At 42.4% G+C, this 23,714-nt stretch carries 28 protein-coding genes; 5 read left to right on the forward strand and 23 right to left on the reverse strand.

Annotated elements, in window-relative coordinates; genetic code table 11:
• Positions 1 to 19: 19 nt before the first annotated feature.
• The 7 genes from FLK61_RS11310 to FLK61_RS11340 form a co-directional block, all read right to left on the reverse strand.
• Positions 20 to 2,209, reverse strand: coding sequence for a penicillin-binding protein (locus FLK61_RS11310; RefSeq protein WP_176009563.1), 2,190 nt, complete (start codon positions 2,207 to 2,209; stop codon positions 20 to 22).
• A 184-nt stretch (positions 2,210 to 2,393) separates the two neighbouring features.
• Positions 2,394 to 2,756, reverse strand: a complete 363-nt coding sequence (ftsL, locus tag FLK61_RS11315) for a cell division protein FtsL (RefSeq protein ID WP_176009564.1) — start codon at positions 2,754 to 2,756, stop codon at positions 2,394 to 2,396.
• A gap of 14 nt (positions 2,757 to 2,770) precedes the next feature.
• On the reverse strand, positions 2,771 to 3,703 hold the full coding sequence (gene rsmH, locus FLK61_RS11320) for a 16S rRNA (cytosine(1402)-N(4))-methyltransferase RsmH (protein WP_176009565.1): 933 nt from the start codon (positions 3,701 to 3,703) through the stop codon (positions 2,771 to 2,773).
• A 17-nt stretch (positions 3,704 to 3,720) separates the two neighbouring features.
• Positions 3,721 to 4,152: a division/cell wall cluster transcriptional repressor MraZ gene (mraZ, locus tag FLK61_RS11325; RefSeq protein ID WP_176009566.1), complete on the reverse strand. Its 432-nt coding sequence runs from the start codon at positions 4,150 to 4,152 to the stop codon at positions 3,721 to 3,723.
• Positions 4,153 to 4,343: 191 nt separating this feature from the next.
• A complete protein-coding gene (bshC, locus tag FLK61_RS11330; RefSeq protein ID WP_176009567.1) occupies positions 4,344 to 5,963 on the reverse strand; it encodes a bacillithiol biosynthesis cysteine-adding enzyme BshC in 1,620 nt (539 codons plus the stop codon).
• 72 nt (positions 5,964 to 6,035) lie between these two features.
• Positions 6,036 to 6,410, reverse strand: a complete 375-nt coding sequence (locus FLK61_RS11335; RefSeq protein ID WP_176009568.1) for a DUF3397 domain-containing protein — start codon at positions 6,408 to 6,410, stop codon at positions 6,036 to 6,038.
• A 3-nt stretch (positions 6,411 to 6,413) separates the two neighbouring features.
• A complete protein-coding gene (locus FLK61_RS11340; protein WP_176009569.1) occupies positions 6,414 to 7,262 on the reverse strand; it encodes a 2-dehydropantoate 2-reductase in 849 nt (282 codons plus the stop codon).
• Between the two features lie 131 nt (positions 7,263 to 7,393).
• On the opposite strand from FLK61_RS11340, the gene FLK61_RS11345 reads away from it, so the two are divergent.
• Positions 7,394 to 7,867, forward strand: a complete 474-nt coding sequence (locus tag FLK61_RS11345; protein WP_176009570.1) for an N-acetyltransferase — start codon at positions 7,394 to 7,396, stop codon at positions 7,865 to 7,867.
• A gap of 34 nt (positions 7,868 to 7,901) precedes the next feature.
• Here the strand turns inward: FLK61_RS11345 and FLK61_RS11350 are convergent, their stop codons facing one another.
• The 3 genes from FLK61_RS11350 to FLK61_RS11360 form a co-directional block, all read right to left on the reverse strand.
• Entirely contained in the window at positions 7,902 to 8,624 is a 723-nt protein-coding gene (locus FLK61_RS11350) for an enoyl-CoA hydratase/isomerase family protein (protein WP_176009571.1), read from the reverse strand.
• 556 nt (positions 8,625 to 9,180) lie between these two features.
• Positions 9,181 to 9,351: a 50S ribosomal protein L32 gene (gene rpmF / locus FLK61_RS11355; RefSeq protein ID WP_176009572.1), complete on the reverse strand. Its 171-nt coding sequence runs from the start codon at positions 9,349 to 9,351 to the stop codon at positions 9,181 to 9,183.
• 20 nt (positions 9,352 to 9,371) lie between these two features.
• Complete coding sequence (locus FLK61_RS11360; protein ID WP_176009573.1) at positions 9,372 to 9,881, reverse strand: YceD family protein; 510 nt, start codon at positions 9,879 to 9,881, stop codon at positions 9,372 to 9,374.
• A 173-nt stretch (positions 9,882 to 10,054) separates the two neighbouring features.
• Here FLK61_RS11360 and FLK61_RS11365 point away from each other — a divergent pair, with 173 nt between their 5' ends.
• Positions 10,055 to 11,263 (forward strand): nucleotidyltransferase, encoded by a 1,209-nt coding sequence (locus FLK61_RS11365; protein WP_176009574.1) that lies wholly within the window; start codon positions 10,055 to 10,057, stop codon positions 11,261 to 11,263.
• Between the two features lie 271 nt (positions 11,264 to 11,534).
• On the opposite strand, the gene FLK61_RS11370 is transcribed toward FLK61_RS11365, so the two are convergent.
• Positions 11,535 to 12,572: a SepM family pheromone-processing serine protease gene (locus FLK61_RS11370; RefSeq protein ID WP_176011223.1), complete on the reverse strand. Its 1,038-nt coding sequence runs from the start codon at positions 12,570 to 12,572 to the stop codon at positions 11,535 to 11,537.
• 148 nt (positions 12,573 to 12,720) lie between these two features.
• Between FLK61_RS11370 and ylbJ the strand changes: the two genes are divergently transcribed.
• A complete protein-coding gene (gene ylbJ / locus FLK61_RS11375) occupies positions 12,721 to 13,824 on the forward strand; it encodes a sporulation integral membrane protein YlbJ (protein WP_176009575.1) in 1,104 nt (367 codons plus the stop codon).
• Here ylbJ and coaD read toward each other — a convergent pair.
• The 8 genes from coaD to FLK61_RS11415 form a co-directional block, all read right to left on the reverse strand.
• Positions 13,771 to 14,253, reverse strand: a complete 483-nt coding sequence (gene coaD / locus FLK61_RS11380) for a pantetheine-phosphate adenylyltransferase (protein WP_176009576.1) — start codon at positions 14,251 to 14,253, stop codon at positions 13,771 to 13,773. The two genes, ylbJ and coaD, sit on opposite strands and share 54 nt — an antisense overlap.
• Positions 14,250 to 14,813, reverse strand: a complete 564-nt coding sequence (rsmD, locus tag FLK61_RS11385; RefSeq protein ID WP_176009577.1) for a 16S rRNA (guanine(966)-N(2))-methyltransferase RsmD — start codon at positions 14,811 to 14,813, stop codon at positions 14,250 to 14,252. Before rsmD ends, coaD begins: the two co-directional genes overlap by 4 nt.
• Before the next feature lie 197 nt (positions 14,814 to 15,010).
• Entirely contained in the window at positions 15,011 to 15,283 is a 273-nt protein-coding gene (locus FLK61_RS11390) for a YlbG family protein (RefSeq protein ID WP_176009578.1), read from the reverse strand.
• Positions 15,284 to 15,298: 15 nt separating this feature from the next.
• Positions 15,299 to 15,739: a YlbF/YmcA family competence regulator gene (locus FLK61_RS11395; protein ID WP_176009579.1), complete on the reverse strand. Its 441-nt coding sequence runs from the start codon at positions 15,737 to 15,739 to the stop codon at positions 15,299 to 15,301.
• A gap of 66 nt (positions 15,740 to 15,805) precedes the next feature.
• On the reverse strand, positions 15,806 to 16,039 hold the full coding sequence (locus FLK61_RS11400) for a YlbE-like family protein (protein WP_176009580.1): 234 nt from the start codon (positions 16,037 to 16,039) through the stop codon (positions 15,806 to 15,808).
• Complete coding sequence (gene ylbD, locus FLK61_RS11405; protein ID WP_176009581.1) at positions 16,040 to 16,378, reverse strand: spore coat protein YlbD; 339 nt, start codon at positions 16,376 to 16,378, stop codon at positions 16,040 to 16,042. It abuts the gene before it with no gap.
• A 56-nt stretch (positions 16,379 to 16,434) separates the two neighbouring features.
• A complete protein-coding gene (locus FLK61_RS11410) occupies positions 16,435 to 17,442 on the reverse strand; it encodes a CAP domain-containing protein (protein WP_176009582.1) in 1,008 nt (335 codons plus the stop codon).
• 69 nt (positions 17,443 to 17,511) lie between these two features.
• Entirely contained in the window at positions 17,512 to 17,940 is a 429-nt protein-coding gene (locus tag FLK61_RS11415; RefSeq protein ID WP_176009583.1) for a CBS domain-containing protein, read from the reverse strand.
• A 149-nt stretch (positions 17,941 to 18,089) separates the two neighbouring features.
• On the opposite strand from FLK61_RS11415, the gene FLK61_RS11420 reads away from it, so the two are divergent.
• Together FLK61_RS11420 and ytvI are read left to right on the forward strand one after the other, a co-directional pair.
• Positions 18,090 to 18,446, forward strand: coding sequence for a YugN family protein (locus FLK61_RS11420; RefSeq protein WP_176009584.1), 357 nt, complete (start codon positions 18,090 to 18,092; stop codon positions 18,444 to 18,446).
• Positions 18,447 to 18,551: 105 nt separating this feature from the next.
• Positions 18,552 to 19,607, forward strand: a complete 1,056-nt coding sequence (gene ytvI, locus FLK61_RS11425; RefSeq protein ID WP_176009585.1) for a sporulation integral membrane protein YtvI — start codon at positions 18,552 to 18,554, stop codon at positions 19,605 to 19,607.
• Between the two features lie 646 nt (positions 19,608 to 20,253).
• On the opposite strand, the gene FLK61_RS11430 is transcribed toward ytvI, so the two are convergent.
• The 4 genes from FLK61_RS11430 to ctaD all read right to left on the reverse strand — a co-directional run bounded on the left by FLK61_RS11430 (position 20,254) and on the right by ctaD (position 23,694).
• Positions 20,254 to 20,775 (reverse strand): DUF420 domain-containing protein, encoded by a 522-nt coding sequence (locus tag FLK61_RS11430; protein ID WP_249777736.1) that lies wholly within the window; start codon positions 20,773 to 20,775, stop codon positions 20,254 to 20,256.
• A gap of 111 nt (positions 20,776 to 20,886) precedes the next feature.
• The gene (locus FLK61_RS11435) at positions 20,887 to 21,234 is read right to left on the reverse strand and encodes a cytochrome C oxidase subunit IV family protein (protein ID WP_176009586.1); all 348 of its coding nucleotides are present in this window, start codon (positions 21,232 to 21,234) and stop codon (positions 20,887 to 20,889) included.
• A 4-nt stretch (positions 21,235 to 21,238) separates the two neighbouring features.
• Positions 21,239 to 21,859 carry a cytochrome (ubi)quinol oxidase subunit III gene (locus tag FLK61_RS11440; RefSeq protein WP_176009587.1) on the reverse strand — a complete coding sequence of 207 codons (621 nt, stop codon included), beginning with the start codon at positions 21,857 to 21,859 and terminating at the stop codon, positions 21,239 to 21,241.
• Between the two features lie 2 nt (positions 21,860 to 21,861).
• On the reverse strand, positions 21,862 to 23,694 hold the full coding sequence (gene ctaD, locus FLK61_RS11445; RefSeq protein ID WP_176009588.1) for a cytochrome c oxidase subunit I: 1,833 nt from the start codon (positions 23,692 to 23,694) through the stop codon (positions 21,862 to 21,864).
• Between the last annotated feature and the right edge of the window lie 20 nt (positions 23,695 to 23,714).

Genomic DNA, 23,714 nt, shown 5'->3' on the forward strand with positions numbered 1-23,714 from the left:
CCTTGTCCTCCTCCTTCTTCTAGTCCATGAAGAATTCCTCTTCCTCAGATTCCGCTTCGCCATCCTCAGATTCTTCCGGCTCTTCTGGCTCTTCCGGACTTGCCTCTACAAGTATTTTCGTAGCGTTAGTCAAATCCGCTCCAGGCTCAGGCTGTTGCCCGTAAACAAATCCCATACCTTCTACATCAGCCGTAATATCAAGCATCTCTGCTAAACGATACACCTGCCTAACAGAAAAGCCTGTTATATCTGGCATGCTAATGGCTTCAGCATTGGTTAAAAGAAGCACTTTATCTCCCTTAGCCAAATACACACCGGCTTCTATAGACTGAGCTTCGACCATCGTCCCGTCCCCAATTAAAATTGGTTCAAGTCCAGCTGCCGTGAGCTCCTCTGTGACAAGGTCGACTCGTTCGCCCTCATAGTCTCTAATTTCCTTCCCCGTCTCAAGCGTTGCGGTATCCTCTTCGTCTGACGGTGCAATGTTTAAGTATTGCAACGACTGCTCCATAACTTGACGGAAAATAAGAGATACAGGCTCATTACCTAGCTGATACTCCTCTAAATCCGGTCTATCAACTGCCACATAAACAATTACTTCAGGATCATCTGCTGGTGCCATTCCGATAAAGGAGAAAATATTGTTACCGTGCCCTCTCATGTATAGGCCATCATCTCCGACAAGCTGAGCGGTCCCTGTTTTACCTGCGATTTCAAATCCATCGATCGCATACGGTTGACCAGTTCCGTTCTCAGAAGAAACGATCGTCTCCATAATACGGCGAACCTCCGTTGCGGTCTCAGCAGAAATCGGCTCTGAAACCACCTCTGGTTCATTGACGAGCGTTGCTTCTCCCGAATTTGGATCGATGATTTCTTTTACAATGTATGGCTTCATCATTTGTCCATCGTTTGCTATAGCTGTCGCTGCCTTAATTTGTTGGATTGGAGTTACTACCGAGGCTTGCCCAAAAGATGTTGTTAATGCATCAAGTGGACCATTTTCCGCTAGTACGCCTGACGCTTCATTCGGTAAATCGACTCCCGTCGGCTCTCTAAACCCGAAGCGTTCCATATACTCATAAATCTTCTCTCCACCTAAATATTCATTCGTCAGTTTAGCAAAGGCTACGTTTGAGGAGCGCTGTACACCTTCTTCATACGTAATCGTTCCCCAACCTCTACCATTATTATGATCACGCATCGTTTCTCCAAATGCACGATACGAACCAGACTCATAGTACGCATTTCCATCGTACACGCCTTCTTCAATCATTGCTGCTAGAGAAAAGATTTTGAGCGTAGAACCAGGCTCAAAACGTGACGAAACAGCAAAATTCGTATAGTTCTCAATCGACTCATACTGATTTGGGTTAAAGCTTGGTCGATTCGACATTCCTAATATTTCACCTGTTTTGGCGTTCGCAACGATGGCCATCATTCGCTCAGGGTTATATTCCTCGTCCACCTGCGCCATTGTTTGCTCCATGGACTGCTGAATTCGAGAATCTAGTGTTAAGAACACATTGCTCCCGTTTTTAGGCTCCACAATCGTTTCCTCCGCGCCATAGAGACGTCTGTTGCGTCCGTCCCTTTGATATTGAATCGATCCATTCTCTTCTGCTAAATAATCGTTTAAGCTACTCTCAAGGCCCATACGAGCGACAGACATATCTCGCTCTGTGTAGCCAATTACGTGAGAGGCAAACGTTTGACGAGGATAGTACCTTCTTGGGTCCTCTCGAAATAGGATCCCTTCAAGCTCTAATTCTTCAAGCTCTTGACGCTTCTCATAACTAATATTTTTGGCTCTTGGTCCTAGCTCTACTTGGACGGCATCACGAGTTAGCTGGTTGTATAAAAACTCCTGCTCCTCGTCTAGTACCTCCGCTAATGCGCGTGCTGTCCCTTCTGGATCGGCAACGTGTGATTCATACTGATCGTCTAATACAGCTAATACGGTATAAGAGGGAATTTCCTCCGCGATCGTCTCCCCATTGCGATCATAGATCGTGCCTCGCTGACCATCTAGCACAGCTGTTTGAGACCATCGTTGCTCAAGTAACTCCTGTAAATCCCTTCCCTGGACCTCTTTGGCTGCTTGTATGTAAATGAACCGAGAGAATAGTGCGCCTATCATAATGACGACAACGACAAGAAGCATGAGTGCCCGCCTTGTTAACGTTTTGCTTTTTTGTTGCATAAGCATACTGCCACCTCTTTATTTTAATAACTATTTTGAAGGCTTATGAAAAAATCTCCGCTATGATAGACCATAGCGGAGGTGTCTGTTTACTAAAACAATCGAATCTGATACTCCTTAAACTGACGTAAGTTGTCCTCGACTCCGTTATTTATGTAAACGATTCTAAAAACGGCACTATGTTTTACGCTTAGTTCGAGTCGTGAATAAGCTTAACACTTTCGTCATGAAGCTCCATACCAAGCTCTTCTTTTGCAATATAAAGAATACGCTCCGGATCAGCAAGCTCCTTTACTTGTAAAGAAAGTGCCTCATTACTCGCACCTTGAGCAGCAATATCTGCTTCAATTACTTGCATGTCGTGATTTAATGCGTAAAGAGATGCAGCGTTTGAAATTATCATAAACGCTAGAATAACAATTGCAGGTATAGAAAGGCCATAAACGAGCTTTTCTCCTTTTGTTATTCCTCCTTTAAATACGCGTTCGCGAACCTTTTTGTGTCGTTTCGGTTCATGCTGTGGCTGATACTGTCTCTCAAGCATTGGGCTCATGATTCTGTCCTCCTTTATTCATTTTTTTCTGCGACACGAAGCTTCGCTGAATGAGCACGATTATTCGCTTCAAGCTCACCCTCTGATGCGAGAATTGGCTTTCTAGCTATTAACGTTAATTCAGGTTTTAAATGATCTGGAATAACTGGAAGTCCACGAGGCAACTCTGGCGTACTACTTTTATCCTTAAACACCTGCTTGCAGATGCGATCCTCTAATGAGTGGAACGTAATAACTGCAATTCTGCCTGAAGGCTTCACGATATCAATGGCATCAAGTAATGCTTCTCGAAATACGTTAAGCTCATCGTTTACTGCAATACGGAACGCTTGAAAGGTTCTCTTTGCTGGATGACCACCCTTGCGTCTAGCTGGTGCTGGAATTGCATCCTTAATGATTTCTACAAGTTCAAATGTTGTCTCGATCGGTGCCTTCTCTCTCGCCTGTTCGATTTTACGAGCAATCTGCTTGGCAAATTTCTCTTCTCCATATCTAGCAATAATGCGATGAATGTCCTGAAAGCTCGCATGATTAATAATGTCATACGCTGTTTCGCCTTGAGTCTGATCCATTCGCATATCAAGCGGAGCATCAAATCGATAGCTAAAGCCACGTGATGCCTCGTCAAACTGCGGAGAAGAAACTCCTAAATCAAAAACAATCCCATCTACTTGCGTAATCCCAATCTCCGCCAGTCTTGACTTTAAAAACCGAAAGTTACTATGTATAAACGTCACTTTTTCGGAGTTGTTTAACCTTTCTTTCGCTGCTTGTAATGCAGTAGTGTCCTGATCAAACGCAATAAGTCTGCCTTCATCCGAAAGCTCTTTTAAGATGCGCTCGCTATGTCCTCCACCACCAAGTGTACAGTCAACGTATATCCCGTCTTTCTTTACGTTCAATCCTTCGACTGTCTCTTCTTTTAAAACCGTATCATGCTCAAACAACAACTGCTCCTCCTTCACTAAAAGTCAATATCCATTAGCCCTTCAGCTATATCCGAGAATGATTCCTGCGACGTATTAAAGTACTCGTCCCACGTCGACTTAGACCAAATCTCTACTCGCCCCGAAACGCCAATAATGGTGCAATCCTTATCGAGGCCCGCATAGCTTCTAAGTGGCTGGGGAATGGTAACTCTTCCTTGTTTATCAAATTCTGATTCCGTAGCTCCTGAGAAAAAAAACCTTGTAAAAGCGCGTGCATCCTTTTTCGTAAATGGGAGGGCGCGTAGCTTTTCTTCGAGCTTATTCCACTCTTCCTGAGGATAGACAAAAAGACACGTATCCATACCACGCGTCACGACAAAGGATTCTCCAAGTCGCTCGCGAAATTTAGATGGTAAAATAACTCGTCCTTTCGTGTCCATCTGATGGTTAAATTCACCGATGAACATGATTGTCCACTCCTCCCCCACTTCATACCACTAATCTACCACAATCCCCCACTTTGTACCACTACGAATTTTCAATTCTACGTAAAATTTTCTGAAAATTTATCAAAACAGCAAAACTACCCTCATAAACGTTTATAGACATACAAAAAGCCCGTCTCATAAACCGTTATGAGACGGGCTTTAAACCTGTTTTATAGCTTTAAATAAATGTGTGTAGCAGCATCAACATCTAACTCTTCCACAATGTGTGAAATTCTCTTAACTAGGTCGCCTCCATGTGCATTTAAGAAGCTGTAGACATTGAGCTGTCGTTCTTGTAGAGATTCCTCTGGCTTCATCTCTGCTTCAATCATTAATAATCTCGAGAGCTTTACAGCCTGCTTTTGTTCCACTTTCTTTGTCACTCGCGCTTCATAATGGCCAAGCGTTTTCATAAGCTTTGATTTTGCTGTTTCATGAATGCCTTCTATTTGCTCAATATGCGCAAGTTTTTGGAGCATATCGTTTAATTCGTTGTTTACTACGTGAGACACGTGTTCAAATAATGCTTCATGGTCCACCACTTTACTTTCATTAATCACTTGATTTCGAAGCTCTTCTGTCCCTTGCTGCGAAACACGGACGAGATCAAGTTCATAATGGTCAAGCCACTTTGAAACTGAGCGTGACAGAAGAGTTACCTGCAGGCGCGGCCTGATTATAGGCATATGGTGACCGAACAAGTGGAAGATATCCTTTAACACACTCCAATATTTTAACTCGCCAGGACCCGCTATAAACGTGTGCACCGGTAACAGCATATCCTGCATGACTGGCCTTGTCACAACGTTATTACTAAGCTGTATGTTACCCGCTTGAACCGCATCCGAGAGTTCTTCTTTTGTCCAAGTCCGTGACCCGTTCTTTTCAACAAAACCAGTCTCTGTAGCAGATAGTAAAAAGCGCTGATCACCATCATGATAAAAAAGATGAGCATTCTCTTCCTCAATCGTAATTGGCTCTCCATAGCCTTCCTGTTGGAACGTTCTCGCTGTTTCTAAAAAATTGGCGCGAATACGTTCGTTCTGACTTACCATATCAGCAAAGATCGGTCGTTCAATCTCTCGAATGGATGGGTCAGCGGCGTCCATGAGCACAAGCCCAGTCCCTTCGAATAGACGATGTAAAATCATCGCACACCAAGTGGTATATGTCACTTCTTTCGTCAGGTCGTTTAAAAGTTCCTCTAAGAGACTCTCTGTGTACATAGTCTCTGGCAAATGCTTAAACAAGGTAAGCACCTGCTCTTTGGCTGCTTTAGGATCAATATAACGTTCACTAGCCGGTGTTTTTACGTCGTTACGTTCCGGTAGTCGGATACGCTTCACTGCCTCTTTATCGTGCACATAGGTGTGATTGACCTCATCCACATCATGATCCTCTCCAGCAATCCAAAACAGAGGAATGACAGGTTTCGATAACGCTCGCTCCACTCGTTTTGCTTCATGCAGGATCGAAATGATTTTATTGACTGTATATAGTGGTCCTGTTAAAAATCCCGCTTGCTGTCCGCCAACGACAACGACAGAGGTTGGATCCTTAAGTCGTTCAATCTGAGCGTATGCTGATGGATCTGGATGATAGTTTTCCTGGAAAGCGCGTAATGCGCTCGTTAATTCCGTTCGTTGATACGTATACTTAGTTATCTCATCATACCTTGCGCGCGTATCGTCTAGGGAGTAGTCAAAATATCGATGAACCTGTGCATCGTGCTTGATATAGCTATGTAAAAATGATGGTTTTTCGTAAGTCGTGTTTGTTAGTACCTGCATGATGGTCAACCTTTCTGTACATAAGTCTGGTTTATTATAACAGATACCTGTAGAACGACCAACGCAAGATGCTTAGTACGTTAAAATAAGCCCTGTGACAATGAGACCAATATAGGCAGATAAGTAGAGGAGGAATTGGAATCGCCAAGCACCTCTAAGAATTCTGCGCATGTCGATCTCTTCCGTCAGTCGCCAGTGAATAATCATAAATACGAGAGCAGACGTAAGAAGCGCAATTAATAATACGCCCACCGCCGAAAAATGAAATAGCTGCCTAACTAAAAAATAAATAGACACAGCAAAAATAGGGACATGGCTGTCTACCGCAAGCTTTAACGATTTATGTTTACGCTTTGTCACTTTGCGTAAAACCACGTATACAAGTAGCATACTTATTAGTGGCACTGTGATAATTAATCCAATAAGTGAAATTGCAATATCCCCCACTATTTACTCCCCCAATTTACGTTTCACTCTGTCAAACATGTGCATAAATGCAGGTAGTTGGACGCCTTCTCTATCGGCTCGTTTTTTTAAGTAGCCTAAGATTGCGTCAAACTCCGTTTTTCTACTAGCTGCATAATCAACTAACATCGAAGAATGATTCGCTGCTGTTTTGTTTAACACTAAATCAACAAAACTCGTCCCGTCTTGTATACTCAAAAATGCCGACAATTCATCCGCAATCTCTTTTACCTCTTCATGATGAAACAAGCGTAGATCTCCATTTTTCACCTCATAAAGGGTTGTTAATGGATTCACCACGGCATTAACGAGCAACTTTTTTTCAAGCGCTTTTTTAATCTCAGGGTCTACACTTATATGTAAGTCATCTGGTACTGTTAGCTGTAAAGGATATTCTACAGTCAGCTCCCCAATTCCTGTATGAATGACTTCATTCTCAGAAATTTTTCTTGCACCGTGTGTTGTTGTCGCAAGGATTGAATTCGCAAAGCTTTCTTCTGCTATCTCTACATGCGCCATCCCATTTTGAACAAATAGTACAGGAGTGTCTTTTGGAAGTTTAGATGATAGTTCATCGATGACGGATGGAATGGAATACGCCTTCGTTGTGACAATACAGAGCGATGCCTCAATTCTATCGACTTTAGATAACACGTATCCATCTACTTGCTTTATCGCTTTTGCAGTTTGCGCTGCATCGTATCGAATCACACCGTCACGAAGTGCGTTAGCTGACTCTCTTCTTCGTGTATATAATTGTACAAGGTGGTCCTCTGCCAAGTAGGAGGCTAGTAAAAGCCCTATTGCACCAGATCCAATCACTGCTATTGTCATGTTGTCTCCCTCCTAATAAATTTAATTCTAGCACAATACTAGGAATCTCTTCACGAAGTACTTTTTTTAGATTATACTTAAGGAGGTAACGCTTACATTTTTTCTTATTTACAGGCTGGAGGTCGTATACAATGGACAAACATGAAGTGGTACGTCTTAATATTAACTTTAAAACATTAGAAGAATTCGAAAATTTTCGTGAATATGGTGTACAAGAACTTTCGATGAAGGAAGATCTTGAACATAATATCGTGGAGAACGATGGAGAATCTCCCTTTTATGGTGTTTATTTCGGTAACAAATTAGTCGGTCGAATGAGCCTTTACCGTGTAGAAGGGAAGTACGATAAGTACTTCGATCCCCCACAGGACTATTATGAGCTTTGGAAGCTAGAGGTTCTACCTGGTTTCCAAGGAAAAGGGATCGGTCACGCGCTCGTTGAGTTTGCGAAAAGCTTAGGATTGCCAGTAAAAACAAATGCTCGCCAACGTTCAGACGATTTTTGGGCGAAGCAAGGCTTTGAGGCGGTTACGTATGACACGGTGCGCGATCGCGGCGAGAATCCATTTGTGTGGTTCCCTCAAGGCGTAACAGAGCAAAAATAAGTGTATGTAAGACTAGGCTTAACGGCCTGGTTTTTTATTTGTTTAAAAATGCCTCTACTGCCTGATGGTGCGCATCCAGTTCCCAAAGCTTGGCACAGGCTACGACCTCCTGCTCCATATTTTCTAACAAGTATGGCGTGCGCAGTTGCTCTTTATAGCTTGCAATCGACTCCCGTTTACCTCGATACGAGTTTAGTTGGTCGAGTACCGTTTGTTTCGATAAAATTGTTAAAAAGCCAAGCTTCTCTAAGGATGATGCATCATGTATCGTCGCTTGTGAGAGTAAATTTATGGCCGTGGCATAGCCGACTCGCTCTTTTAAAAGCGAAGCCCCTCCCCATCCTGTTGTGATGGCTAAGCTCGCTTGAACGAAGCCAACTCGCGCCTCCTCTGATCCATAGCGGACGTCACAGGCGATCGCAAGCTCCGCCCCTCCTCCAACACAAGGACCATTTATATACGCGACCGTAAGAGCTGGCAATTGCACCCACTCTCTTAACACCTTCCCCATCGGCTCGAGCATTGTCTTAGCCTCTTCTTCTGATTTTAAGGAATGAAAATCACGTAAGTCTCCACCACTGCAAAAAGCATTATTCGCCCCCGTTAGTAGCACATGCGTAGGCTTGTCTTGTTTGATGAGAGTGAGCACGTGTTGGAAATCCTTTATCATGTCAAAGTTAACGGCATTACGCACGTCGGGTCGATTGAGAGTCACGGTAGCTAGTTGATCTTTTATGGAGTAAGTGATCGTTTTCATCAGGGTTTCGTCCTTTCGTTAGTTTAAATGAGTGAGCTGGATGAATGATGTTGCTGCGCGGGGATGTATATGTATCGCATGAGTTAGCGGACACCGCGGATTATGGATTAGTTTTGGATGAGGCAAAAAGGCGGCGGTGGTGTGTGGGTTTGCGCGATTTTTTTCTCGTTACGCAGTTCGAGCCTCAACTCGCGCGGTTCTACCTACTTTTCGCGCTATCGGCGCTTCAACTTGCGCAGTTCACCCGCCAACTTGCGCGATTTTTTTCTCGTTACGCAGTTCGATACTCAACTCGCGCGGTTCTACCTACTTTTCGCGCGATCAGCGCTTCAACTTGCGCAGTCCACCCGCAAACTTACGCGATTTTTTTCTCATTACGCAGTTCGAGCCTCAACTCGCGCGGTTCTACCTACTTTTCGCGCGATCAGCGCTTCAACTTGCGCAGTCCACCCGCAAACTTGCGCGATCTTTTCACATGGCATAGTTCTATGTACGATCAAAAAGCATGTATAAACACAAAAAACAGGAGGGTTAGACCCTCCTGTTTTAACACGACTTATTTAGCAACGTCGCGTCCCTTGTACGTTCCGCAAGATTTGCAGACACGGTGAGAAAGCTTCATCTCACCACATTCAGGACATTCTACCATTCCAGGTACACGCAACTTAATGTGCGTACGACGCATTCTTTTCTTAGTCTTACTCGTTTTTCTAAAAGGTACTGCCATCAGTCCCACCTCCTTCGAGATCATTCGTTATTCTTAAAGAACTCTTGCAACTTTTGCAATCGCGGATCTACTTTTTCTTTTTGCGCTTCCTCTGTCGTAAGCGTCCAACCGGGGCCTTCCTCTGGGGCAGGTCCTTCTGTTTTATCGCTATAGACACGCAAAGGTTTATCAAGTAAAATCTGCTCTCGCACATAAGGCATTAGATCAACCGTGTTATCAACCAATTCGTGAACTTCTTCATCCTCATCGAAGGTGGCCCATTCTGACAATTGGAAGGTTTCCATTGCCTGGATGGAAAAAGGATACTCCACATCATTTAGAGTACGCGCGCAAGGCAATGTCATCGACCCAGAAATCTGTAACGTAAACGTTATGATATCCTTCGCAAATGAAGCATCTCCTACAACATGTACGGGAGTCACCTCACGAATTTCACGGTCTATTTCTTTCAACGTTGATACATCGACCGATTCGTCTACATGCAGACCCTTATGTTTAAGGGCTTGCAACTGTTGTACCGACCATTTCATTATATATTCACCTCAAGACAACAAATGTAATTATATCTTTCTAAAAAAGGTTTGTCAAGATAATCTCTTTACATTCCTTGCGAAACATTTACCTTCTTTTTTGACCTTATAAACACTGTTTTTTCTGTCAAAAAACAAGCGTATACTAATAGGATAACAAAGGAGGTAGGAAAATGAAATCCGTAGGAGTTATTGTTGAATATAACCCGTTCCACAACGGTCATCTCTATCATCTTAAGCAGTCAAAACGAATTGCACAAGCGGAAGTTGTTGTGGCTGTGATGAGCGGAAATTTTTTGCAACGCGGGGAACCCGCTTTTGTACATAAATGGAGTCGCACCAACATGGCATTAAAAGCCGGAGCGGATGTCGTTATTGAGCTCCCATACATGTATGCTGTCCAAAAAGCTGAATTTTTTGCGCAAGGCGCAGTGGATTTGTTAAGTGCCCTCCAAGTGGATGCACTCTGCTTTGGTAGCGAATCCGGAGATATCCACTCTTTTACTCATACTTACGAGTGGATGAAGAAGCACGAATTAACGATCCAGCACACGCTTAAAAAGGAGATCTCACTTGGCGTAAGCTATCCTGAGGCTATGGCACGTGCTTACAAATCTTTGCCTGATGAAACGAATGTCTTGCCGCTCGACAAGCCGAACAATATCTTAGGCTATCATTATGTAAAAGCTGCATTAGATAAAAAGCACCCCATCGAGCTACATACAATCGCGCGATCCGTTGCCGATTATCATGATGAGGAATTGCCAGCACAGGAAAGCATCGCTAGTGCAACATCGATACGTAAGTCCATCATAAGTGGTGAATTAGCCTCCATTCAGCACTATATGCCACAATCGAGTTACGAAGAGCTTCAACACTACTTGCAGTCAGAAGGAACATTTCATACTTGGGAGAATTACTATTCTCTTTTAAGATATCGCATTTTAACTAGCTCTGTTGAGGAGCTCCGAGACATCTATGAATGCGTCGAAGGGCTTGAATACCGATTAAAGAAGGCCGCTTCAAGTGCTCTCACGTTTGAATCATTTATCGAGCAACTAAAAACCAAACGTTATACGCGAACAAGACTTCAACGCATGCTCTCTCATATTCTACTCAATGTCAAAAAACGAGACATGGATGAATTATTGGCGCCTGACTCTCCACCCTATTTACGTATTTTAGGAATGTCACAAACAGGTCGCACCTTTTTACATCAACGTAAAAAGAAGCTTACGGTACCTTTGTTAACAAAGGCAACCGGCGGTGCGTCAGATAATCATCCCGCTTTAGTTTTAGATGAATTAGCGGCAACCGTTCATCAATCCGTTCTGTCTAGTCCAACCCCAGAATACAAACGACGCATTATTATACGAGATTAGGTAAAACTGCCTGAGCATATTAGGTTCGATTATATGGATGTAAATTTGTTCGCGGTAGGCGGGTGCTTGTTGCGTTCAGTAAATCGCTTTGCATCAGTTAGAAGCTTGTTTGCATCACTTCAAATATCGTTTGCATGTAACAAGAATGAGAGTGCGTCACTTCACCCTAAGTATACGTCATTGGTTAACTCTTCAAGCGCAACTTTGAATAAGCTCCCTAACTTTAAAAAAAGAATGCCGAGCGCTGCTCGGCATTCCTTCCACACTTCCATTAAGAAATGGACTCTAAATAATCAATGGCGTCATCGAAGTGGTAAATTGGAACGATATCCATATCTGTTCCTATGGAATCCGCTACCTCAACAGCATCCTCATAGTTAGAGTTCCCACCGTTTGCAGGCGGTTCAGCTGGCACGAGGAAGGCGTCTGCGTTCGCTTCATGTGATGCATATACTTTTTGCTTCACGCCACCAATTGGACCAACGTCGCCATCTTCATTAATTGTGCCAGTACCAGCGATGTTTAAGCCTTGTGTGATGTCTTCCTCAGTAAGCTGATTATAAATTTCTAATGAAAACATGAGGCCAGCAGATGGACCACCGATCCGGTTCGTATCAATATCTACGTCTGGATTACGTACGAGCTCGCGATCAGTAATCGGATTCGCGATACCTACACCGCCACGTCCCTCTTCCGCTCCCATATCCTCAGGGAACGCTAATACTTCAATGTTTTCAGTCACTTCATCCTCGTTGCGTTCAAACGTTACTTCAACGACATCACCAATTGATCTACCTTCAAGCGCTGCAAACAGCTCATCTACATCGCTTATAACCTCACCATCAATTCCGATAACTCGGTCGCCAGCTTCTAAAATCCCTTCCGCTCCCATACCAGGGATGACGGACGTAATGAGTGCCCCGTATTCTTCAAAATACGCTTCTGCACCCGCAGCTTGGTAAGCGACTATAACTGCTTGCTCCTGTGAGCTTGACATGAGCATCATTTGACGGTGGTTATACATATCATCCGTTTCACCTGGAGGTCTCACTTGATCCTCAGGAACAATATCCCGACGATCACTAATGAGTGACCATAAGTAATTTACCGTATTTGCCTGGCCCATGCGAATTGTCGTCAGCATGAGGGAGCCATTCTCTTCGAATTCTGCCCCTTCTACTTCAATAACCTCAGAGAGCTCTAGTGCTTCTCCAGGTACTGTAAAATAATATGGAAGACGTATAAAATTCACTGCTATCACTACTAGCAGGACAATCCCCCATTTAATATAGCTGCTTTTACCGTTCATCACAGGACAACTCCAATCTTGGTGTGATCTATTACTTATAAGATTACCGTAATCAGACTACTTTTGCTAATAAGTCGCCCTCGTTCTAACTTGTCCATACAGTCATATGCTTTTTAGTAGCGAAATATTTCTAAAGGGGAGAAAATCCATGACTGCACTAAAGCTTATTAGCTGCTTCACAGCTTTGACCATGATCATGATGATCCTCTCTCCGGATACCGCACTTACCGCCGCTACTCGCGGTATGACAACGTGGTGGAATATCGTATTCCCCTCACTTTTACCTTTTTTTGTGCTCACTGATTTGCTTATAAAAGGAGGAGTTGTCTCCTATGTAAGTAAGCTTTTTGCCCCTTTTATGAGACCTTTGTTTCGCCTTCCTGGAGAAGCCGGTTTTGTTCTTGTAATGGGGACAGTAGCCGGATTTCCGATGGGAGCTAAATTAACCGAACAACTTTATTCAAAGCGAGCCATTACGAAGCAAACTGCCGAGCATCTTGTTTGCTTTACAAATGCATCGAATCCCATCTTTATAACGGGCGCCATTGCGGTAGGGTTTTTACATGAGCCGCGCACTGGAATTTTTTTAGCTGCGTGTCACTACATCGGAAATGTATTCGTCGGGCTATTACTCCGAATGTATTATAAAAACAACGCTCGCTCGATGCCTTCTCTAACTCCGGTTCGATCAGAAGCACCAATTGGTAAGCTATTATCGGATTCCATTAAGCAAGCGACGGAAACTCTTTTACTCATTGGTGGACTAATGATCGTCTTTTCTGTCATACAAGCGTCTTTGCCCATCGCAGATGTACTCTTGATCGCTCTACCATTCTTAGATGAGGCATTAACGCATGGCCTCGTAGCAGGTATATTTGAGCTGACAATTGGTGCGGAGTTAATTGGGTCATCCTCTGCTTCCATCCAGATAAAACTCATACTCATCTCCTTTTTACTCGGCTTTAACGGGCTGAGTGTGCACGCACAAGTAGCGAGCATTTTGGCACACACACCCGTCAGGTATCGTATGTTTTTACTAAGCAGACTTCTCCACGGGACCATCTCTGCTGGGCTCATGACTATCGCTTTACCATTTTTATCATTATCGGATACTCCAGTTTTTAATCAACCTGAATTAAGCATCTCTACGTACGGCCTTCCTTGGGTCACGGCATTAACCTTACTTATTTACGGCATATTACTTATCCGCAAATTTAGCACGCAGCGCATCAGCTACGTGAGGAGGCACTAAATTCTCTGGGAGTGCCTCATATTTAGCTACTTCTTTTACAATAGATGAACTAACAAAGGATAGTGCTGGGTCTGTTTGTAAAAACACAGTTTGAATGGATGGATCGATCGCTTGATTCATCGAAGACATAGCCGCTTCATATTCAAAATCCGTCACCGAGCGAAGGCCTTTTACTATGGCAACAGCATCCTTTTGCTTAGCAATGTCCATGAGTAACCCATCGAAGGCTTCAACGCTAACATTCTCGACCCCTTCTAAACTTGTACGGATTAATTCCTTCCGTTCTACTGTCGAAAATAGGGGCTGCTTTTTACTATTCGTTAACACGGCTACAACGACATGATCAAATAACGTCGCTGCTCGCTTAATAATATCTACATGCCCGGCCGTAATTGGATCAAAGCTACCTGGTACTAAAGCTGTTTTCATTCAGACTGCTCCTTCCACTCAAATAAGCTGATCATTGTATCTCCATAACGTTCTTCACGAATACACATTAATTCCTCGTACTGTTCTTGTAACGGTTCATCAAAAGCGTGTTCGACGACGATGATACCATTTTTTTCTAGTAACTTATTTTCTGCTATAAAAAGTAGTTCCTTATCTAAACGATGATTTTTATAAGGAGGATCTAAAAAAATAAGCGCAAATTGATGTTCTTTTTTTACAATCGCTTTAAGCGCTCTCTCCGAATCATTGCGATATACATCAATCTCGTCTTCATAGCGAGCTTGTTTTACATTTGCGTTTATTGTATCAATTGCTTTTTTATCTTTATCGACTAAAATAGCATGACTCATGCCACGAGAAATCGCTTCGATACCGATAGATCCGCTCCCACCGTATAAATCCAGCATCATTCCGCCATCAAAGTAAGGACCAATCATATTAAAAATAGATTCTTTTACTTTATCCGTTGTAGGTCTTGTCGATTGACCTGGAACGGCCTTCAGTTGCATCCCTCTTCTATCTCCACTAATTACTCTCATCGTTATCACCTGTGTTCGTTATTCTATGTATGTTTCACTAAAAGCCTGTCTATACTAAAAAAAGCAGCATGCGCTGCTAGAGCTATGCGCCTACTTCCCCATAGGCGTATCGCTTTTATTTCTCCTCTCCCATCGCCTTGCAAGGAGTGGTTCTTGCAATGAGGCAACCTGCAGTTACTTAACTGCAGGTTATTTTTTTAAATGCCCATTTTATAGTCATCTTTTTTCTCTTTGTTTGGTACTTTACTTTCATACTCTGTTTTAATCCAAGGTCTCATAGACATCGCCACTTCTTTCACAAAATGAAAGCTTTTGAGCTTTTTCATCGTCTCTTCCGAACGATCAACGTCACAATAAAGAATGACATATTTCATTTTTTTAGAAACGTAGTGAATGTGACCAAAACGCTTAAGCTGACGCACTTGCTTGAGAGAATGGATATACACGGCTAAACCGACGCGATCTGTCATACGAATCCCCTTTCCTTAAGCGCTACAGCTACAGCTTCCGCCGGAGCCACAGCCACCTGAGCATCCCTTCGCATCAAAGAATGGGTTGCCAGTAGGCACCATAATTTGAGGGGATACGTTATGAGCAATTACTTCACTTACTTCTCTTAATAATGTTTCGAGCTCTTTTTCCGCCTTTTTAAAGGCTGCAATAGAAGGCTCGGTATCTACCGTTCGCTTGTATTCACGCACTTCCGTTGTAACCGTACGGAAGTCTGGGTGATATTTACCAAACCGCTGCACTTCTTCATACTTTTCTTTTAGTTTACTAAAGTGGGCGAGCTTTTTTTGAGCAAGCTCATCGTGTAGTAACGCTTCTTTTGTTTCTATATAATGGTGGAAAACTTCCGATTCTACAATTATGTCACCAAAATCCTCTGCTTCAAAAAGGATGGATACATCCGTTAATGTCATCATTTGTTAGACGCCACCTCCTAAGGTAGAGTATAACACGTTTAATTCTTGAAATGAAAGGGCTCGTTATTAGCCCCTATTCATATTTATAACCTCAAGTAAAAATTGAACAGCCTGAACTTGGTTTGATAGCTTATCGATTCTCTGAGGAATTGATTTACCCGCAAATATGATCGCCTCTTTTTGAGCCTTCTCTAAATACCTAGGATGCCTGCTTAAATAACGATACCAGCTCGGGTGAGTCTGAACGAAGCGATACAGATCTTTATTGTTTCGCACAGTGGTAAGTAGCTCTGGAGACATTTAATCATCTCCTAAAGAAAAGATAGAACGCTGTCTAGGGGGTTCGGGTTGTGTCGGCGGTTGTTGCTGCTGTTTAAAAGGTGCCATAACTTCTTGAACCGAGCCCAATACGGAGCCTAACTGCATTAAATGTTGCTGAAGATCTTGTACGTTAAACTTCTTCAACACATCTAGGAAGGGGAGCTCTGAAGCAGAACTTGGCTTTTCCTCGTCTTTAAATAAGTGCCACTCTTCAAATAAGTCTTGAAGGGATTTTTCTTTGTTTGTCTCAATAAACTCCGGATGATCCAACACGTACTGCTTAAACTCTTCAATTAATACCGATTTATCTTGAGTCATATAAAAGACCTCCTGCTTTTATTATTAGTATAAGCAGGAGGCTCCTATCTTGTGACTTAATAAGGAACGATAAAATTTTGCGTGTAAAAACGATCGTGCACACCAACGCCTAAGTGTGTCCACTCTTCGTTAAATAGTTGTTCCCTATGACCAGGGCTATTTAGCCAGCCTTCAACGGCATCTATCCCGTCTACGTAATTACTTGCTATATTTTCGCCAATAAGCATGTAAAGAATGTCTTGTGCTTGAAATCTATCAGACAAACTCCCGCTGACTGGAGAATCATGCGCGAAGTAACCAAGCTCATCCATTTCTCTACTATGGGAATACGCTACCTCACTTGCTTCCTCATGCCATTCGACATTTTGAAGACTTCGTCTATCACGAATCACATTTGTGAGGTGAAGGATTTGCTCCTCCTGCCCATCTCGCCAATCATTTGCTACAAAATCTTCGCTAGTAGGCTGCTCAGGTAGTTCTCCTCGGTATGAAACCGTGTATGGACGGTGCGCTAGCAATACGTCCTCCTCCATTAATCGAATAGAGGAAATGGTTTGATCGTGCCGATCAAGATATACTTGCGCAAATAAACCTTCTCCAACCTCTATTAGCGGCTTCGTTTGTAGCTCTTCATCTGTTAATTGGAATGTATAACGATTTAGCCCACTCGCGAGGGTTATTTCGTTTGGTGATGTAAAAGTGGAAGCATCCCCTACTATATAGTCTTCGATCGTTATCTGTTCTTCATTTGAATAAGCTGTTACGACTTCACCATTACTAATCCCTACTTGAAAGCTAGGTACTTCATTTTCGTACACATACCACTCATAGCCATATGGTGTACCATCGATCCTTGTAGGTTCATCGAATACTTCTATTAGCTCCGTTTCTGTCATAGTCATCAATGAGGATAGATTTTTTGACCACCCATCTTCTTGCATGATAGGTTCAGTCTCAGCCTCATACTCAACCTGCGACTCTGGAGCTACTTGCTCTTCTTCCTGATAGAAAAATGCGACGGCTAAAATAGCTACAAATGCTGCAGCAAACACAAAAAACTTCACACATGTCACGTCCTTCCTACTTTCTATTATACAGAAGAACGTAAAGAGGACGCAAATTGCGCCCCCTAGTTAATTAACTGGTCCATGTGATTCAGAAATATCGTGAAGCGTTTCAGTCGCTTCATGAGCCATTGTATTGGTTAAAGAGATGTCTTTTAGGGCGACAATACCGACAAGCGTTTCTCCCTCCACTACGGGGACACGTCTGACTTGGTGACTCGCCATTGTCTCAGCAGCACGCTCAAGAGAATCTTCTTCTTTAACCGTATAAATTTGATCGGTCATAATTTCACTAATAGGCGAAGAATTGGCTTTTTTTAACGCGATATCACGAATGACCAAGTCTCGGTCGGTAACCATTCCAATGAGCTTCTCTCCCTCACATATTGGAATAGATCCGACTCCCTGCTCTCTCATTTTAACTGCAACTTCATAAATTGTGTCAGTTGGGTCACACGTTTCTACGTTCTTTGTCATAATATCACGGACTTTTTGCATAGTAATAGCCTCCTTTTAAAATCGTTCAGAGACTAGTATGTGTGGTCACAGAAAATTTATTCTCTCTTTTGTTCAGTCATCGTTGCAACCGCTGCGATTTCATAATATGATGAAAGAGATGAAGTAACCACGCTGTTAGGAGGCACACGATGAAATTTAAAGAAAATAAGCTCGAAGGTGTTATTATCGAGTTCCAAGTACTAGAAGAAATTATGAACGAATCAGGATTTGACTATCAGTTTGACTACGAACGAGTAACATTCGATTACAAAATGATTGATGAAGTTAAAAACGATACGTACTATTTCCGAATCCCAGCCCACGTGGAACAAGGCGAAATTCCTAAAGCAGGCTCAACAGTCCGCATGATGGTACCTTACGTAGGTAAGCACTACTATCCACACGGCATCGAGTATGATGAAGAATTCCCAACACGCGTATTAGATAAATGCGCACAAAAGCTCAACCTTGTACAAGGCAAGATTGAAGCTGAAAAGCAGGACTAATCTAGAACGCTAACTTTCGATCTAATGCTAAAGACATGAAATACGTCTTATTTGATCGAAAGTTTTTTTAAACACTTAGTAGGGTTAAAGAAAGGGGCTTACGTTTTGACACCGCAAAAGAAAAAAACGCTATACATACTTTTAGGCGTTATCCTTATTGCGTTACTGCTGTACTTCGTTTTACCAGTATCGCTACCGCTTATTCTAGCGTTCATAACAGCCCTTTTTCTTTCTCCAGCTGTTAAAGCCCTCGAGAGTAAGACGAAGTTAACACGAACATTCTCCGTCTTTATTGTGTTCATGCTGTTTGTTGCAACGCTTGCTATAATTACTTACTTCGCACTAACAAGAGCGATTACGCAACTGAATTCATTTATTGAAAACCTGCCAAACATAATAAACGATATAAATGTTGCGTGGATGGTTTTCCTAGAGAATTTACGTGAACAATTTGATTACTTATCTCAGGATATCGTTAACGATATCGATAGAGCTGTTACGATGCAACTCGCAGACTTACGAGATACGATTCAGAGCGTAGACTTTATTGGACATGTGACGAATATCTTGATACGTATACCTTCGTATATTGTCTCATTGCTCGTTTATCTTATTGCCTTATTCATGTTTTTAGTCGATTTACCAAGGCTTAAAACAAAACTATTTGGCTATTTCAAAGAGGAAACTGCTGAGAAAGTTCGCTTTATGTCTGCAAGACTTTCTTATGTCATCTTTGGATTTTTTAAAGCTCAGTTTTTAGTCAGCATTATCATTTTTGTTGTATCGTTTATAGGTTTATTAATTATAGCCCCAGAAGTTGCTTTAATTATGTCAATAATTATCTGGCTGATTGATTTCGTTCCAATCATAGGATCTATTGTTATCTTAGCCCCTTGGGCTTTATATCACCTCATGGTCGGAAATCCAAGTATTGGCATTCAGCTTTTAGTACTCGCGTTTATTCTACTCGCAATCAGACGTACAGTTGAACCTAAAGTGATGGGACATCACATTGGTTTGTCTCCGTTAGCAACACTGATTTCGCTCTATGTGGGTTTAATGCTATTTGGTGCTATTGGCTTCGTATTAGGACCACTAGCAGTTATCTTATTCACTAGCGCACGTGAAGCAGGGATCATCAAACTTAATTTTAAAATTTAGAGGTTGGGGTAGGACTCAGCCTCTTTTTTGTCGGCTGTTTTATTATGCTGTTGAGCTAGATTTAAGGTGACGCGTGTGTTTACAGCTTGCGCAGTTGTATCGTTTTTTCACGCGGTCCCCCTCGACTTTCGCGCGATCGCACCTTCAACTTGCGCGGTTCTCCCTTTAACTTGCGCGGTTTTTACGAGCTTGCGCAGTCGTATCGTTTTTTCACGCGATTCCCCTCGACTTTCGCGCATTCACACCTTCAACTCGCGCAGTTCTCCCTTTAACTTGCGCGGTTTTTACGAGCTTGCGCAGTCGTATCGTTTTTTCACGCGATTCCCCTCGACTTTCGCGCATTCACACCTTCAACTCGCGCAGTTCTCCCTTTAACTTGCGCGATTTTTACAAACTTGCGCAGTCGTATCGTTTTTTCACGCGATTCCTCTCGACTTTCGCGCGATCGCACCTTCAACTTGCGTGGTTTTTATTACCTTTCGTGTTTTCAACATCAAAACGCACAGTTTCCCTCCTGACACGAACTCTGTTCCTTTACTACGTGCCTAAACACTCTTCTTTTCTCCTGCATCTCATCATAAAACTGAAAAAAGCAGAAGCCACATAGCGGCTTCTGCTTTTTCTCTATTCCATTTCCCTACACTATCTAATAGGACGTAATAACTGTATTTAAGATAGCATTAAATAAGTTAGTAGTCTCTCCTGGTGGATAGATGACATATAAGAGCAAATACACGGCAATTCCAGTAGTTGCAGATATAAACCATATAATTGATGTAATTGGCCCTAAACGTCTATGAGACTTCAACCGGTTTTTATATCCGGTTGTAAGCTGTATAATTCCTAACACTGCGGCAATTGTAGCCATTGTAATATGGAATATTAAAAAGATCGTATAAGGTAAAACAACACTATCTGGTCCTCCAAACGAGGTGGAGCCGATAAAGAATGTTTTTGACAGGTAAGTAACAAAAAAGATTACAGCTAATACCGCTGCCCAAAACATCACTTTTTTATGAGCTTCTATCTTTCTTTGAGAAACAAGGTACCAACCAATTGCTACAAAAAGGGCGCTTAGCCCAATAAAAACTGTGCTAATAAACGGTAAGAATGTTGCCATCATGCTGCCTCGCTTTCTAAAGTAACAAACGATATTTTCCTCCCTCATCATAAGTCCTAGCACTAATGACGGTCAAGGAATAATCCATTCGTTCATGAAAGTGTCGAATTTAAGAAAGCAAAGACTACTCCAGGATACCCAGAGTAGTCTGTACGCGCGTTAGTATTTGTTAATACCCAGTAGAAGCATGAGCGTTGCTACAGTAATAGCGGCAACGAACATCCCTGACCAGATCATCGCATTTACCCAACCAGTACCTTTATCCTTCATGTGCATGAAGAAGTAAAGTTGCATAACGACTTGAACACCTGCAAGCAATAGAATGAATGGAATACCAAAGCTTGATGGAATAATATCTGTCGCAATTGTTAGGAATGCTGTGGATGTGATGAAGATCATAAACACGTATGAGACGACCTGAGTACGTGCCTCTTGCTTAAGCTTACGCTCCGTCGCTTTAGAAGCACTGCCCTGTAACGGTGCACTTGGATCTAAATGTGTGCTCATAAGATCAACCTCCAATTCCTAGTAGATATACAACTGTGAAGATGAATACCCATACGACGTCGATAAAGTGCCAATATAAAACAGCCGTATAGAACTTCGGTGCATTTGTTAACGTTAATCCAGTTTTACGATAACGCACGAGTAATGTGATAATCCAAAGAACACCGAACGTTACGTGTGCTCCGTGCGTTCCAACTAATGTATAGAAGGAAGATGCAAAGGCACTTGTTGTAAAGCCTAGACCTTGGTGGTAATACTCATAGAACTCGTAAACCTCAAAGCCAAGGAATGTAAGACCTAATAATACAGTAGCCCACATCCACATTAATAAACCTTTATAATTGTTTCTTCTCATATTAATGATCGCGAACACACTCGTAAGTGAACTCGTTAAAAGGATCATTGTCATGATAAATACTAAGTCAAGGTGGAAAAGATCCGCTCCACCAGGACCGCCTGCAGTACTATTACGCAGACCAAGGTACGTACCAAATAAACTTGCAAACAGGACAGTTTCTCCACCAAGGAAGAACCAGAATCCTAAGTACTTATTACGACCTTCCAGCGTCGCTTTTTCGGGATTCGGTGGAAGGGTATGCTGATCTACAGCTTCATTCGTAGCCATTATTAGCGCTCCCCTTTCCCACGTTTGATTTCAGAAACAGGAATATGATATCCGTGATCTTCTTTAATAGATCGAACGAACATTGCTCCAAACGTGATCAGAAGTCCTATTACAGTAATAACGTGTGTGGAATAAATTAATCCAAAACTCGCTACTGTTAAACCAAGAGAAATAAAGATAGGTAAAATCGATCCGTTAGGCATGTGGATGTCATCAAGTGGTTCTGCTGCCTTCATCTTACCGTCACCTTCGTACTTCTCATGCCATAAAGCATCTAATTCACGTACTAATGGCGTTTGAGCAAAGTTGTACTCTGGTACTGGAGATGGAGTTGCCCACTCAAGTGTACGACCATCCCATGGATCATCAACGTTATCTGTATTCTTACGAGATACGATTAATGTAATGACAAGGATGATAAATGCTACACCCATCATAAATGCTCCGATAGTACTAATTAGGTTCATTTCATTTAATCCTTGACCATCTAGGAAAGATGCAACACGACGTGGCATACCCATTAAGCCTAGGAAATGTTGAACAAAGAATGTTAAGTGGAAACCAATTAAGAATAACCAGAAGAAGATTTTTCCTAATGTCTCGTCTAAACGATAACCAAACATTTTTGGCCACCAGTAGAACATTCCAGCGAAGATACCGAATACTACCCCACCAATAATAACGTAGTGGAAGTGAGCTACTACAAAGTACGTATCGTGGAACTGATAGTTAGCAGCACTTGTTGCAAGCATAACCCCTGTTACCCCACCCATTGTGAAGGAAGGAATGAATGCTAATGCAAACAGGTTTGCTACTGTAAATTTAATTCGACCACCCCATAGAGTGAGGAGCCAGTTAAAGATCTTAATACCTGTTGGGACTGCAATTGCCATCGTTGCTACAGCAAAGATTGCGTTTGCTACTGGACCCATACCAACTGTAAACATGTGGTGAGCCCATACCATGAATCCTAAGAAACCAATGATTAATGTTGCGAAAACCATTGCGGAATAACCGAATAGGCGTTTCTTTGCAAATGTTGCGATGATCTCAGAGAACATACCGAATGCAGGTAAGATTAAGATATATACCTCAGGGTGTCCAAAGATCCAGAATAAATGCTGCCAGATAACAACGTTACCGCCTGCCGCAACATCAAAGAATGCTCCTCCGAAGATGCGATCAAGCATAAGTAGTAAAAGTCCAATTGTTAATGCTGGGAAAGCAAATAGAATAAGCATTGATGTTACGAATGTACTCCATGTGAATAGTGGCATACGCATCATACTCATACCAGGGGCACGCATGTTAATAATCGTTACGAGGAAGTTGATCCCCCCGATAAGTGTACCTGCACCAGACACCTGTAAACCTAATACATAATAGTCTACCCCGTGACCTGGAGAGTCACTCGATAGTGGCACATAAGCTGTCCATGCAGCATCAGGTGCTCCACCAGTAAACCAACTCACGTTAAGTAGAAGTCCCCCAAAGAGGAATAACCAAAAACCAAGTGAGTTTAAAAATGGGAATGCTACGTCACGCGCTCCAATTTGAAGCGGGACGATAAAGTTCATAAAACCAAATAATAGCGGCATGGCAGCTAGGAAGATCATAGTTGTACCATGCATAGTTAATACTTCATTGTATGTTTGGTAACCTAAAAATGAAAACTCTGGAAACATGAGCTGGATTCGCATTAGGATGGCTTCTAAACCACCTAGTGCAAAGAAGAACAAACCAGCGACCATATACATAATACCGATCTTTTTATGGTCAACTGTTGTTAGCCAATCCCAGAGAACACTCTTAGGCTGCGCCTTAGCGTTAGACACGTGAAATTACCTCCTTTAAG

The sequence above is a fragment of the Paenalkalicoccus suaedae genome, assembly GCF_006965545.2.
Classification (GTDB): Bacteria; Bacillota; Bacilli; order Bacillales; family Salisediminibacteriaceae; genus Paenalkalicoccus; species Paenalkalicoccus suaedae.

Excerpts from the sequence above, each read along its gene's own strand:
- FLK61_RS11350 (WP_176009571.1), bottom strand. The coding sequence starts at position 8,624 with ATGAAAACGATCACTTACTCCATAAAAGATCAACTAGCTACCGTGACT.
- FLK61_RS11395 (WP_176009579.1), bottom strand. The coding sequence starts at position 15,739 with ATGATGACATTAACGGATGTATCCATCCTTTTTGAAGCAGAGGATTTT.
- coaD (WP_176009576.1), bottom strand. The coding sequence starts at position 14,253 with ATGAAAACAGCTTTAGTACCAGGTAGCTTTGATCCAATTACGGCCGGG.
- FLK61_RS11365 (WP_176009574.1), top strand. The coding sequence starts at position 10,055 with ATGAAATCCGTAGGAGTTATTGTTGAATATAACCCGTTCCACAACGGT.
- mraZ (WP_176009566.1), bottom strand. The coding sequence starts at position 4,152 with ATGTTCATCGGTGAATTTAACCATCAGATGGACACGAAAGGACGAGTT.
- FLK61_RS11390 (WP_176009578.1), bottom strand. The coding sequence starts at position 15,283 with ATGACAGATCGCGTCGGTTTAGCCGTGTATATCCATTCTCTCAAGCAA.
- FLK61_RS11420 (WP_176009584.1), top strand. The coding sequence starts at position 18,090 with ATGAAATTTAAAGAAAATAAGCTCGAAGGTGTTATTATCGAGTTCCAA.
- ylbD (WP_176009581.1), bottom strand. The coding sequence starts at position 16,378 with ATGACTCAAGATAAATCGGTATTAATTGAAGAGTTTAAGCAGTACGTG.
- FLK61_RS11370 (WP_176011223.1), bottom strand. The coding sequence starts at position 12,572 with ATGAACGGTAAAAGCAGCTATATTAAATGGGGGATTGTCCTGCTAGTA.
- FLK61_RS11340 (WP_176009569.1), bottom strand. The coding sequence starts at position 7,262 with ATGACAATAGCAGTGATTGGATCTGGTGCAATAGGGCTTTTACTAGCC.
- FLK61_RS11415 (WP_176009583.1), bottom strand. The coding sequence starts at position 17,940 with ATGCAAAAAGTCCGTGATATTATGACAAAGAACGTAGAAACGTGTGAC.
- FLK61_RS11435 (WP_176009586.1), bottom strand. The coding sequence starts at position 21,234 with ATGAGCACACATTTAGATCCAAGTGCACCGTTACAGGGCAGTGCTTCT.
- rpmF (WP_176009572.1), bottom strand. The coding sequence starts at position 9,351 with ATGGCAGTACCTTTTAGAAAAACGAGTAAGACTAAGAAAAGAATGCGT.
- FLK61_RS11360 (WP_176009573.1), bottom strand. The coding sequence starts at position 9,881 with ATGAAATGGTCGGTACAACAGTTGCAAGCCCTTAAACATAAGGGTCTG.
- rsmD (WP_176009577.1), bottom strand. The coding sequence starts at position 14,813 with ATGAGAGTAATTAGTGGAGATAGAAGAGGGATGCAACTGAAGGCCGTT.
- FLK61_RS11310 (WP_176009563.1), bottom strand. The coding sequence starts at position 2,209 with ATGCTTATGCAACAAAAAAGCAAAACGTTAACAAGGCGGGCACTCATG.
- FLK61_RS11440 (WP_176009587.1), bottom strand. The coding sequence starts at position 21,859 with ATGGCTACGAATGAAGCTGTAGATCAGCATACCCTTCCACCGAATCCC.
- FLK61_RS11345 (WP_176009570.1), top strand. The coding sequence starts at position 7,394 with ATGGACAAACATGAAGTGGTACGTCTTAATATTAACTTTAAAACATTA.
- bshC (WP_176009567.1), bottom strand. The coding sequence starts at position 5,963 with ATGCAGGTACTAACAAACACGACTTACGAAAAACCATCATTTTTACAT.
- ylbJ (WP_176009575.1), top strand. The coding sequence starts at position 12,721 with ATGACTGCACTAAAGCTTATTAGCTGCTTCACAGCTTTGACCATGATC.
- ftsL (WP_176009564.1), bottom strand. The coding sequence starts at position 2,756 with ATGAGCCCAATGCTTGAGAGACAGTATCAGCCACAGCATGAACCGAAA.
- FLK61_RS11430 (WP_249777736.1), bottom strand. The coding sequence starts at position 20,775 with ATGAGGGAGGAAAATATCGTTTGTTACTTTAGAAAGCGAGGCAGCATG.
- FLK61_RS11400 (WP_176009580.1), bottom strand. The coding sequence starts at position 16,039 with ATGTCTCCAGAGCTACTTACCACTGTGCGAAACAATAAAGATCTGTAT.